At 34.9% G+C, this 12,395-nt stretch carries 15 protein-coding genes; 2 read left to right on the plus strand and 13 right to left on the minus strand.

Going from position 1 to position 12,395, the window contains the following annotated elements:
- Positions 1–10: 10 nt before the first annotated feature.
- From H9650_RS00605 to sstT, 5 genes are all read right to left on the minus strand, one after another.
- Entirely contained in the window at positions 11–484 is a 474-nt protein-coding gene (locus tag H9650_RS00605) for a DinB family protein (protein ID WP_191696355.1), read from the minus strand.
- 77 nt (positions 485–561) lie between these two features.
- Positions 562–1,662 carry a DUF1835 domain-containing protein gene (locus tag H9650_RS00610; RefSeq protein WP_191696356.1) on the minus strand — a complete coding sequence of 367 codons (1,101 nt, stop codon included), beginning with the start codon at positions 1,660–1,662 and terminating at the stop codon, positions 562–564.
- A complete protein-coding gene (locus H9650_RS00615) occupies positions 1,640–2,194 on the minus strand; it encodes a DUF1572 family protein (RefSeq protein WP_151110444.1) in 555 nt (184 codons plus the stop codon). Before H9650_RS00615 ends, H9650_RS00610 begins: the two co-directional genes overlap by 23 nt.
- A 101-nt stretch (positions 2,195–2,295) precedes the next feature.
- Positions 2,296–2,541: a hypothetical protein gene (locus H9650_RS00620; RefSeq protein WP_151110446.1), complete on the minus strand. Its 246-nt coding sequence runs from the start codon at positions 2,539–2,541 to the stop codon at positions 2,296–2,298.
- Positions 2,542–2,640: 99 nt separating this feature from the next.
- On the minus strand, positions 2,641–3,873 hold the full coding sequence (gene sstT / locus H9650_RS00625) for a serine/threonine transporter SstT (RefSeq protein WP_144538141.1): 1,233 nt from the start codon (positions 3,871–3,873) through the stop codon (positions 2,641–2,643).
- Between the two features lie 304 nt (positions 3,874–4,177).
- Between sstT and H9650_RS00630 the strand changes: the two genes are divergently transcribed.
- Both H9650_RS00630 and H9650_RS00635 read left to right on the plus strand, forming a co-directional pair.
- Positions 4,178–4,993, plus strand: coding sequence for an EcsC family protein (locus H9650_RS00630; protein ID WP_144538140.1), 816 nt, complete (start codon positions 4,178–4,180; stop codon positions 4,991–4,993).
- A gap of 224 nt (positions 4,994–5,217) precedes the next feature.
- Entirely contained in the window at positions 5,218–5,439 is a 222-nt protein-coding gene (locus H9650_RS00635; RefSeq protein WP_191696357.1) for a hypothetical protein, read from the plus strand.
- Between the two features lie 361 nt (positions 5,440–5,800).
- Here H9650_RS00635 and H9650_RS00640 read toward each other — a convergent pair whose 3' ends face one another.
- The 8 genes from H9650_RS00640 to H9650_RS00675 all read right to left on the minus strand — a co-directional run bounded on the left by H9650_RS00640 (position 5,801) and on the right by H9650_RS00675 (position 12,262).
- The gene (locus H9650_RS00640; protein ID WP_191696358.1) at positions 5,801–7,270 is read right to left on the minus strand and encodes a protein adenylyltransferase SelO; all 1,470 of its coding nucleotides are present in this window, start codon (positions 7,268–7,270) and stop codon (positions 5,801–5,803) included.
- 597 nt (positions 7,271–7,867) lie between these two features.
- Positions 7,868–8,071 carry a VOC family protein gene (locus H9650_RS20725; RefSeq protein ID WP_318245375.1) on the minus strand — a complete coding sequence of 68 codons (204 nt, stop codon included), beginning with the start codon at positions 8,069–8,071 and terminating at the stop codon, positions 7,868–7,870.
- Between the two features lie 96 nt (positions 8,072–8,167).
- Positions 8,168–8,839, minus strand: coding sequence for an AlkZ-related protein (locus tag H9650_RS00650; RefSeq protein WP_191696359.1), 672 nt, complete (start codon positions 8,837–8,839; stop codon positions 8,168–8,170).
- 136 nt (positions 8,840–8,975) lie between these two features.
- Positions 8,976–9,452: an AraC family transcriptional regulator gene (locus H9650_RS00655; protein ID WP_191696360.1), complete on the minus strand. Its 477-nt coding sequence runs from the start codon at positions 9,450–9,452 to the stop codon at positions 8,976–8,978.
- A gap of 8 nt (positions 9,453–9,460) precedes the next feature.
- Positions 9,461–10,261: a class I SAM-dependent methyltransferase gene (locus tag H9650_RS00660; RefSeq protein WP_191696361.1), complete on the minus strand. Its 801-nt coding sequence runs from the start codon at positions 10,259–10,261 to the stop codon at positions 9,461–9,463.
- A 68-nt stretch (positions 10,262–10,329) separates the two neighbouring features.
- Positions 10,330–11,166 carry an alpha/beta fold hydrolase gene (locus H9650_RS00665; protein ID WP_191696362.1) on the minus strand — a complete coding sequence of 279 codons (837 nt, stop codon included), beginning with the start codon at positions 11,164–11,166 and terminating at the stop codon, positions 10,330–10,332.
- Positions 11,167–11,218: 52 nt separating this feature from the next.
- On the minus strand, positions 11,219–11,917 hold the full coding sequence (locus H9650_RS00670) for a class I SAM-dependent methyltransferase (protein ID WP_191696363.1): 699 nt from the start codon (positions 11,915–11,917) through the stop codon (positions 11,219–11,221).
- 18 nt (positions 11,918–11,935) lie between these two features.
- On the minus strand, positions 11,936–12,262 hold the full coding sequence (locus tag H9650_RS00675; protein ID WP_144538132.1) for a hypothetical protein: 327 nt from the start codon (positions 12,260–12,262) through the stop codon (positions 11,936–11,938).
- Between the last annotated feature and the right edge of the window lie 133 nt (positions 12,263–12,395).

A 12,395-nucleotide genomic window follows, 5' to 3' on the forward strand; every position in this document is an offset into this window, starting at 1 on the left:
TAATTTACTTTCATTTATTTTCGCTTAAAATATCGATCCTTCTTCCAATGAAGTGAGCTTGAATAGGCGCTAAATTTAGTTCTCTTGCCCAAACTGAAAGTTGTCCTATATGATGTATTTCGTGTGCGACAATATGGTGTAAAATTTCATCAATTGTATACTTTGCTTTATCCCAAGGTACACTCACCATCTTATTCATATCAAAGTTTGAGTATAAAAATTTTGCATTTTCATCTCTCAGTTCATCTGAGATTAGTTGTACTTTTTCCAAGGTTGCGTAATTACAAAATTCAAATTGGATATCTTCTTTTCCCTGAATCCCTCGCAACCAGCTGTATTCTACTTCTGTAATATGAAAAAGGGTATGTAAAATACTTTCTACTCCACCGCATCGTTTCTTATTTAACTCCTCTTTTGATAATTGCTTACACCATTCAAACCAATCATCTCTTACGTGCCAATTGTACTCAAAGAACTTTCTCATTTTCAAGACTCCCTTCCAAATATTTAGAAACCTTTATAAAAGTCCCTGACTTAAAAGCCAATGTTGTTTGAAAGTCATTAATGAAGTTTTACTTTGTATCGGTCAATAGATTTAGGAATTCCTTTTATATATAAAGAGCCATTATAAATTAACTGTCTTATTCTATATTCTAAAAAGAACAAATTGATTTTAGCTTCTGAAGAAATTAACATCTCTCTAATCACTTCTCCAACAGGGATGAAATCTTTTTCCGTTTGCTTGGCATGTAGTCCTTCTAGTGTTTCCAGGATGAGAGAATCAAAAAAGCTCTCTGGGACGCCTAATATTTCCCCATCATTCCAAATGCGCAATACTTCCATTCTTTCGATTAATTTTAACCATTCCTCCGAGTAATAAGAACGTTCTTCTAGGGATAGTTGGCGGCTTTCTTTATTTCGCTCAAATAAGGATTTTATTTGTTTTGAATCCATTTGACTCGTAAAAGAAATATCAGCTTTTTTCTCTTCTATCTGATCTCCTAATAGATAGATAGTATTTTTCTTTTTTCTCAATAAATACATCATAAATCGAAGTCCTATTTGTTCAGCTGCATTGTTCCCACACCATAAATAAATAGGTACTGACTCTGAAATATCCTCGATTTGGCGTAATGAATTACTGAATTTACATGTATAAATTCCTTCTTCAAGCTCGTCATTTATATTTTCATATAGCCATTCTTCACGTATTTTTCTGTCTTCTTTTTTATCTAATTTCCCTAAAGGACCATACGATAAGTTATCCGGAATTGCGATTACCGTCTTTGGCCTTGGAAGTCCCACATTAAGCGAACCGGCAGTAGATTCAAAGCAAACTATATGATAAGGGCCCTCAGGTTTTTGGAAATTCTTGCGAAGATAATCTTGTATTACTAGGTTGATCTCTTCTACTATTTCAACCATTAGATCCACATTGATGAAGTAGCTATAAGAAATAGCTGGTTCATAATTTTCATGATGGAAATATTCAAAGTCAATTGCTGCATTAATTTTATAAATATCGCAATCATGCTTTCTTAAATCATAAACAGTTAAATATATTTGAGTTTCTATTTTATAAACAATGACTGTATTCGGCTCGAAGAAAAAATAAATGAATGGGTGATGAATCTTTTTTTTAATGATAACTCCTCTTTTCATTAGCATTTTGTTCTAGCATTTGGCGTAAGTAATCATCTGATTTACCTTTTGGTATACTTAAGTTTTTCCATTCCTTATTTTTAATAAGCTTACCAATATAGACTATTTGACCGACATGATAGGATTGGTGTGCTAACTGTCTTTCAATCGCCTCGATAACGGAGTGATCTTCACCACGAATATAAACTATTTTCAATAAATCCTCCTCTTTTAGTTCATTTAGTGCCTTCATTAATACATGCCATCCATTCTCCCACATAGACTGGAGATTCCTTTTGGTTATGTTATTATCTTCAAATTCACTATCTCGATTTCGATTCAGCTTTTCACCGTCAGAGGTTAAAAAGTCAGTCCATCTTGATATCATATTACCGCTCATATGCTTCCCTATAATTGCAATACTGTTTGACTCTTCATTTAAAGTCCAATGTATATCCTCTTCTGATAATTGATTAAAGGTTTTGTCCCCTAGTGCTTTCATACTTTCAAATCTTTTTTTAACTGCCAATAAATATTCTGATTCAATACTCAAAACTCCACCTCGCTTACGAATTTTTTCATTATTACATATATTGTACTTTATAGAACAAAATAAAACAGCTGTTTTCAAATTCAAAATCAGCTGCTTCTTTATTATATTCCTTGTACAAATTTTACCTCATCGTAACCGCAGTTATTACACATAATAAGATGTGGACAGGTGTCATCTTTATATGTGTCTGGATAACCGTCTCCCATCTTTATAGTATTTAAATCGTTATAATGAGCATAGGGATCAAAAAAATCACTTTCCTTACCAGCATCTTCTAAAGGATTGGTACACTTTGGACAGTATTGCTCTAAATGATTAAATGCGTTACATAGAGGACACTCGGACATTTAGGAATCTCCTTTTTGCTTTAGTATCCTTCATTTGTTGAGAAATATGTAAAAAGCACCCCTTCACAAAGTTTCTCTTTATGAAGGGGTGCTATTTTATTAGGAGTGAATAATTACTTCTTTTCCTTCTTTACGATCTTTCGCATATTCTGCCGTTGCTGTGAACAATACATCAGAAGAAGAGTTTAGCGCTGTTTCACATGAATCTTGAATAACTCCAATGATGAATCCGACACCAACAACCTGCATTGCTATTTCGTTAGGAATCCCAAATAGACTACAAGCTAATGGAATAAGTAAAAGAGATCCGCCAGCTACTCCTGAAGCACCTGCAGCTGAAACGGCAGCTAGTACACTTAGGATTATTGCAGTAGCTATATCTACTTCTATATCTAAAGTGTGAACGGCAGCAAGTGTCAATACAGAAATAGTTACTGCTGCTCCAGCCATATTAATAGTAGCACCTAATGGAATTGAAACAGAGTAAGTATCCTTGTCCAATTCTAGCTTTTCACAAAGCCCCATATTTACTGGGATATTAGCAGCCGAGCTACGTGTGAAGAAAGCAGTTATACCACTTTCTCTTAACGTTCGGAATACTAATGGATAAGGATTTTTGCGTACATATATGTATACAATGAGCGGATTAATAACCAACGCCACAAATAACATACATCCTAATAATATGATAATTAATTGGCCATATTCCTTTAGAGCAGAAAGACCATTTGTAGCTATTGCCTCAAAAACAAGTCCTAAAATACCGAGTGGAGCTAATTTAATAACCCATTTAACTAATTGAGAGATAGCATCAGAAAAGTTTGCAATGGCATTCTTTGTTGTTTCTGCAGCATTCTTTAAAGTTAGACCTAGTAAGATAGCCCAAGTCAAAATTCCGATATAATTGGCATTTAAAATTGCATTTACTGGATTATCAACAACGTTGAACAATAGAGTTTTCAATACCTCTACAATATCACTAGGAGGAGTTACATCCTCAACTCCTGTGGTGAGGGTTAAAGTAACCGGAAATATAAAGCTAGCAACTACACCAACTAGTGCTGCAAGGAAAGTTCCAATTCCATAAAGTATAAGAATTGACTTCATATTAGTCTGCTGGCCACTTTTGTGAGAAGAGATAGCATGCATAACTAAGAATAAAACTAATATTGGTGCAACAGCCTTCAAAGCACCTACAAATAAAGTTCCGAAAATAGTTACCCAGTTTGCAGCGTCAGGTATAGTGACAGCTAGAACCACGCCTATTACAATCCCTAGTAAAATTTGTTTAACTAGGCTTACTTGGTTCCACTTATGTATAAGATTTTTCATGTTTTTCCCCCCGATATTTAACATAATAGCATAATCTAAGATGTAATGACTCTTCATTACATCAAATTTTTGTGTTATCTAAGTATAAATGATAGTTTAACACGAAGATTAAGAATTGGTAAACAATTATTGCAAGATAATATTTGCTAATTGTTACAGGTGCCAGGCACCTGTAACAATTCTTGGAAGCTGTAATAATCTTGCTTTCAGGTAACTGTTCAAGAAATGTGGGCGTCTTATTAAGAAAAGAAAGTTACAATAGATTATAGTTATAGTAGGAATTCATTAAAAGGAGAAGTGATAGATGGAAACGAAAGAATATTTATATTCTCGAATACAGGAAATTGAAGATTGGGAGAAAGACCAAAAGGGTTTATGGTTTTGGGAGAAGATAGGGCGCCTTCCTTTTAAGGTTCTTGACAAGTTAACTCCCGCTTTCATCCAGGAGAAAATTGGCGTACTTGTTTCTGAAATAGGTAATTATATTCAAACGGGTGGAAAATACTTAATCAATGAACAAGCAATGATTAAAAAAATACAATCTTCCACTAAATATGAACCTATAGAATCTATTGAGGATATTAGGAACATCCCTTTAGAAGATATGATTATATTAAGTGAAAATCTCCAAAAGGAACGAGTGAAATTTGCCACACTGCAAGGTGCAACAACTGGGATCGGGGGTATTTTTACTTTAGCGATTGATATTCCTTTGATCCTGGGTACAGCACTTAAAACTTTGCAAGAAATTGCGATTATTCATGGTTATGATCCAAATGATAAGCAAGAGCGTGTTTTTATCGTTAAGTGCCTACAGTTTGCTTCGGCTGATATTGTGGGAAAGGAATCCATTTTAAATGAATTATCTGCTCTACATCAAAACAAGCAATCATCTGAAAATATGTTGTCTCAGTTAAAAGGATGGCAGGAGGTATTTTTCACTTATCGTGATCAATTCGGATGGAAAAAGCTCTTACAAATGGTGCCAATCGCTGGAATCATCTTCGGAGCATTTGCAAACAAAGGAATGATCCAAGACATCGCAGAGACTGGAACTATGCTTTACAGAAAAAGAAGAATTTATGAAAAGCTACAGGATATAAAAAGTGATTCGGTTTAAAAGAAAGATGCCTCACAAAGTGTCCTTCCCCGTAACAGTTAGACATATTTAAACTGTTACGGGGAATTATTTGCTCAAAGAGTTAATCGGTCGATTCCATCATTATTACTCTATTCTCTTCAAGTTTAAGTTTGCCGTTTCTATTGTTCTATATTCCTATCTTTTTCATAAAATATAGAGATTCTACTATTGGAATTAATTTATTGGAAAAAGGGGAAAAGCACATGTTCGCGGTACATTTTCATGAAAATAACACAATCGTATTAACTCAAGCCTTAAGAACTATTCCTGCAGTGGACGAAGATTTAAAAATCAAAGGACGAAAGTGTAAGGTTCTAGATGTCACTTATAATGACAATAATCATGTGCATGTTCAAGTAGAGTTCGAAAAAATAGTCGAGAAAAATAAAGCTGCCTTAGAGCTCGGAAAAAAGAAAAAGAGATAAATAGTGAAAGGAGGAAAGTGAACATTCACTTCCTCCTTTTTTAAAAACCTTCATTTATCGTTAGAATTACAATTATCAGTATATTAGTTTTTGATAGGATAGATATGTCTTAAAAATGTCGCTATGTTAGTTGATATATAATACCTATCAGAAACAAATAATACTAAAGACCTTCAATTTACTAATAAAATCCTTTTCTAAAATATAAACGAAGTAATTACTGCATACCAAACCAAAAACCTACAAACAAAATACTTGTTTGTAGGCTTTAATAAGAAATTAATTTAGAATTACTAGGTGACTAATGCTGCTTTCTCATCTTAGGCATTTGCTTAAAGGAAGGAAATACAGTCTTTTATTATCATGTACCACAGTAGGTTTGGTATCCGCCGCTAGTTTTCGGAGGTAGTTCTGTATATTCCAGGTTATCAGCTGAATAATCGTAAGGATTTTTAAGCGCTGCTAGTAGCTTTTCCATCACATGATAGTCTCCTTTTTCAACTGCTGCATCTAGGGCCTCCTCTACGCGATGATTTCTTGGAATTATTGTTGGATTATGCTGTTTCATCAGTTCTATAGATTCATGCTTCGATTCCTGTTGTTTTTCTAATCTTTCTGACCACTTCGTTTGCCACTGAGCAAATTTATCGGATTTGAAAAGTTCATTTTCCTCTAGTTTCTCCATAGTAAGAGCACGGAAGGTGTTCGTATAGTCTGCATTATATTTCTCTATTAGTTCTAAAAGCTCATGAATAAGAGATAAATCCTCTTCTTTTTTATTAAATAATCCTAATTTTACTCTCATACCATTTAAATAATTTGCTTGGAAATACTCTGGATATGCGGATAGTACTTCCTGTGCTTGCCTAATAGCTTCCTCCTGCTCCTCGTGTAAAAGGGGCAATAAGCTTTCAGCAAGTCTAGCCAAGTTCCAACCACCAATACCTGGTTGGTTTCCGTATGCGTAGCGACCTTGAGTATCAATCGAGCTAAAAACTGTTTTCATATCATACGTATCCATGAAAGCACATGGTCCGTAGTCTATTGTTTCCCCGCTGATGCTCATATTATCTGTATTCATCACGCCGTGTATAAAACCAACTAGCTGCCATTGAGAAATAAGGGTTGCTTGACGTTTTACTACCTCCTCAAGTAGCAATAAATATTTATTTTCTTTATCCTTCAATTCAGGATAATGCCTGTTAATCGTGTAGTCAGCTAATGCCTGCAAATCCTCATACTCTCCCATATTTGCAGCAAATTGGAAAGTACCAACTCGAATATGACTGCTGGCAATTCTCGCCATAACTGCCCCTGGCTGTTTAGTCTCTCTAACAATAGCTTCACCAGTAGTTACAACAGATAGGCTGCGCGTTGTCGGTATACCAAGACCATGCATTGCTTCACTAATAATATATTCTCTTAGCATTGGGCCTAGTCCCGCTCTTCCATCTCCTCCACGGGAATAAGGTGTTCTCCCTGAACCTTTTAGCTGAATATCTAAACGCACTCCGTTTGGAGTTATCTGTTCCCCATACAATAATGCACGTCCATCACCTAGCATAGTAAAATTGCCGAATTGGTGTCCTGCGTATGCCTGAGCAAGAGGCTCGCTACCTTTAGGTGCTTTGTTACCTGCAAGGATTTGTAAACTTTGTTCACTTTTCATAAGATTTGCATCTAATCCTAACTCAGCTACAAGCGATTCATTCAAGATAGCTAGCTTTGGTGACCTAACAGGATTAGGTTCTATTATTGTATAAAATATTGGTGGAAGACTTGCATAACTGTTGTCTAAATTCCATCCAGCTCGTTTTCTCTGTTCTGACATCCTATCTTCCTTTCCTCTCTAGCATTTAATAGTTATCTTCTACTTATTGTTCTCATTATACCCTTCATTGTAGGGTAATACGCTAGTTAATGACTTACCTTTATTTGATCGGTGTTTTACATATGTATAATTTATATGAAGAACAGAAAAGAGTATGAAGCAAAATTCAATTCAGTTATAGATAGACATTTTTTAGCAATGTGAGCAATAAGGAAGGCCAAATCGCTGGAGCTCCGAGTGACAAATGATCCCTAATTAGTTATAAAGACCAAACTATTTTAATGGATAGTTCAGATTTCGGATTGTCGTAAAATTTGAAATTCTTGTCGTCAACGACGCGTTGATTGTAGTAAAAATAAAGGAGGGTGTAGTAAATCGTATGGAATAGGGGAGTTGAGCATGAATTATAAAAAGGAGCTGGCACACGCCGCTCCTTCTTGTTATTTTTCATTTATTCTCTATTAAACAAATACCGATTCCTGTTGGGTCAACAAGATAAGCAAGATAGAAATCATCAAATTCCATTTTTTCTCTCAGTACCATAGCTCCATTTGCAACAGCTTTGGATAAAGAGTGATCTATCGAATTTACTTCAATTTAAACTCTAGTGCCATGTGGATAATCATGAGGTCCTTTACTGATACCACCTTGCAGATGATTACTTTCAGTGTTTTCATCTGTAGTGACCGGCCAATAATCCCAGCTTGGTTCATGTACCTTCCATCCAAATACTTCTGCGTAAAATTTCGAAGCCTTTTCTGGTTCCTGACTGTTCATCTCAAAGCCTACAACTTTACCCATCTTTTACCCACTTTCTATTGTTTTATCGATTTTTCAATCCAATTGCTCTTCAGATTTAAGTACTATAAAATCCCATGGATATTGCTCTAGACAAACTCATGTCAATATTTTCATTAGCTTCTTCATCGCATTCTCATTGCATTTGTTTTCAAAATGAGCAATCAAAAACTCTATAGCTTCCCTTTTACTAAGTTCTAGATTCTTTATACTGTTTCTTTCTGTCCATGCTTCATAGGTTTCAAATGCAGTACTATTCCACCCATTTTTCTCTCCATGCTCATCTTTTTTTTCTTGAATTCCTGCTATAACTATATCCATCGTTCCTTGGAGTTCTAATAAAGCATTCTCAAATATTTTCTTCTGATCCTTATGTGAAAGTCCCGCCCTTTTCCTTAAAACTCTAGTATCTATACCCTGTTCGTCTTCAATTAACTGAAAGATTGCTAATGCCTCTCTTGATAATTTTCCATCTGCAAAACGTTTTTCAATTGATGCTACCTCTCCTAGTACCTTTTTAAAATATGGGAGAAGCTCACGAGAAATTAGCACAGATTTTTTCTTAATAAACTTTCCGTATCCTGCTACTCCATCCGTTGAAAATTTTGTTCGCCATATCCATGGATCGAATGCCGTATCAGAATGCCAGCTATCTTTAGGTGTTACACTACTAAGTGAAGGATAATCGGGTATTAAGGGGGCAAGGGGTAATAACCCTATTTCTTCTATTATCAGAACAGCTTCTTCATATGATTTAATCTGTTTTTCCATACATTTAACCCTCCTATAAAATCCTCTTACTTATATGTTTTGTTTAAACATCTATAAAATTGTATGCAGCAGATGTTCAACAGGAAGCTGTATTAGATTCTTATTGATCATAATCACCGTATACATTGAAGTTCAGTTACTTTTCCTTAATAGGTACATAAAGATCTACGTTAGCATAGCTTTTTGAGTCTTCTGCAGGGTTATTTCGGCTAAATTCCAAATTGGATCGGTTAAAATCTGGTTCGAAATCACTTGCTGGAAGCCACTGACCGTATACTTGATCATAAGCAATATGTAGATTTTGAGGTTCTCCGTAGTAGGAACATAAGGCAAATAATCCACCTTCTAACGTTTGGTACTTTATTTCCTTATGTTCTCCTTTTTTAAAATTGCTAGGTAAAGTTACGCAAGCATCATGTCTGCAATTGTCTGGGGTTACTAGGCTGGGGTTGTCTAATGAGATTCCTATGAAATCTTGCGCAGGCGGAAAAAGACCTTCGGAGAACGACCATTCCATTAGTCTTCCCCAGTGTGTATTAGGTTCAAGATAACTGCCAAAACGTCTTATATATGCTACTTCATAATTAGGCAATTCCACTATAGTTATATTCATTTTTCAACCTACTCTCCTTGTTTAAGTGCTAGAATGACTGATAGATGTATATTTTCCTTAAAAGTATTAGTTGGTTCTATTGCCAATAACTCCTTCTTTAAATGTTCTTCAAATAAATGAACATTGTCACCTAAAAAGTGTTTTGCTCCATAGGATGTAGAATATATATTGCCAATAATAGAATCTATGCTCCACCTTTGTTCATAGGGTGGAAGCTCCACTTTGTCCAATTTAAATTTAGAACGTTCAATTAGCTGCTCATAATTCTCACTAGGGGATTGGTAAATTGTATTTCCTGCCCTTCGCTCTGAACCATACCAATGCTTGATAACCTCATCCACTTTGTTTTGCCATAAAGAACGTTCATTTTTTTTAGAACATGGGTCGATAATTGCAATCCCTCCCCCTAGTGAAGACATGTCAAATAACATTTCAAGCGTTTTTTCTCGTTCCATCCAGTGAAAAGCTTTTGCAATAGTTATCATCTTAAACGTCTTTTTTTGCTGAGCGTTAAATTTTTCAAGATTACCTGTAAACCATTCAATATTGTCATGTCTAGATTCTTTCTGTAGATATCTAGCTTCTTCAATCATCTCTGGTTCTTGATCTACCCCTACTATCGTTTCAAACCAATCGACAAATCTTAATGCCAATCTTCCATCACCGCACCCTAAATCCAACATCTGTCCTGTACCATCTAAAGCAAATTTATGTATTAAAAATCTGATAAGAATATCAGGGTAAAGTGGTCGATAAAGTGAATAATATCTAGCTGTTCCTGAAAACAAATCATTTCCATAGCTTCTCATATACTCATGCCCTTCCTTCATTGAAAATAAATCATTTAACGATTGATACTAAACTAAATTTCTTTCGTTTATAAAACTTCATTAATAGTTTGAATAAATAACTCTTTTTCTTCTAAATATGGATAGTGATTACTCTGTTCAAATATATGGAGGGATGCGTGCGGCAATAGCTCTTTCATCTCTATAGAAAGTTCTACAGGACATTGAACATCATGTCGTCCACAAAGAATATGTACAGGAGTTTCAACTTTATAAAGCTGGCGAGTCACATCATAGATTAAAACCTCTCTTCCAAAGAAGTTTAATCTGTTTGCAGATATTTTCTTATGTATATTACATGAAAACAATTCATCATAGCTTTCGGGGTGGTACAAAGAAAATTGTGTCCTCTCTTTTGAGAGTTGAAGTCTTACTTCTTTAGTAAGATCAGGTTTTTTTAACAGCTCCATTAAGGCTTGCATTCTTTTATAATTTGGGTGTTCCTCATTATAGATACATTTAGGAGAGGTGGAGCTATACTCCCTTGCAGAGGATCCAACTACTACAAGAGATTTCAAATAGTAGGAAAAATGAATGCCATATATTAAACCCAGCATCCCTCCTGTTGAATGTCCTGCAAAGGTCCACTTGTCATATCCAAATGCCTGACGGATTGCTTCTAAATCAAGAACTGCATCTATCATGCTTAATTCGTGTGGAAATTTAGGCTTGTCCGAGCTACCCACATCTCTCAGGTTCACAAGAAATACTTTGTTTGTATTTGTGAAAACATCTGCAAAATAGTCACCACTATCATTGAACTCTGAGTAAAGATGGGTAACGCAAACTGGTTCCCCTTCTCCTTTAATAAACACTTCAAAAACCCCTCGACTAGTTGTTACCATTTGTCTTAACCATTTAGACATTGAAACTCTCCTTACTCTATATCACTTTAATGCTCAAAAATTTACTTACCAACTATCTCTTTTGAAAAATTGCCGTCATAAAACCAGCCAGGCCTAGTACTGACTGATCACTTTCTTTCATTTGTCTTATCTCTATTTCCTCAAAGTCTTTAAAGATAGCTCTTAATTTCTCTTCATCATAGCCAAGCCCTCCCTTTAAACTTTGAGTTCGATAAACTTCTATGTCTGAAATTGTAGACCCGCCATACTCACTATTTGGTGCAAAGCATGTGATAGCAAAATAACCACCTGTTTTTAAAGCTTTCTTTACTAATTGGATATAACTTATTCGTCGATGGGGTGCAATATGGTGAAAACAGCCAGAATCATACACGATATCATAGCTTCCTTCCTGAAAATTCAGTTCAAAAATATTTTGACAATTAAAATTGATATCTACTTGTTCTATTTTAGCTCGCTCGATAGCCCAGTTTATAGTTTCCCTCGAAAGATCAACGGCATCTACTACATATCCTTTTTTGGCAAGATAAATAGCATTTCGCCCCGGGCCACAGCCTAGCTCTAATACTCTCCCCGGCTTAAATATACCGCAATCTATATAATCGACTAAATTTTCATCGGGTACGTTACTAAAGAAAGGAATATCTTTTTTTCGATCACTATAAAACCCATTCCAAAATAATTTTGGCTCTCTTAATAGACTATCTAACAATAGATATAAATCTTCTGGTTCAGTAACTAACCTCCGCATTATTAGACCCCGTCTCGTTTAATCAATAAAGTAAGGATAATAAGTAAATGCTGTGACACAAAAGCTCACTACAATAAAAAGTAATAGACCAATAATTACTGGAGAACTCTTAAACTGAAACGGAGTAATCGCTCCCCCGTTCTGCCCATTCCAGCCTTTCAGATGTGCATTTTCAGCATTGCTTTGTCTATTTGAATTAAGTTGAAAAAACCAAATCAGTCCAAATAAAGCTAATCCTCCAAGGAAGATTATATCAACCATCTTCCAATTTAATAAGATAGAAACACCCCAGATTAATGCAGTTTCCACAAGTAAAGTAGCAACTATTACGTATAAATTTTTCAACCTTAGACCCCCTTTTATGAGAACTGTAAATAGGCTTTCTACTAAATTATACACCAAAATTTGTAAATATAATAATAGATTTTTAATTATTCTGTATTTTATTTTAAGAGGTATTTTACAATTATTATCGAAT

It is taken from the genome of Psychrobacillus faecigallinarum, from assembly GCF_014836595.1.
GTDB classification, from domain to species: domain Bacteria; phylum Bacillota; class Bacilli; order Bacillales_A; family Planococcaceae; genus Psychrobacillus; species Psychrobacillus faecigallinarum.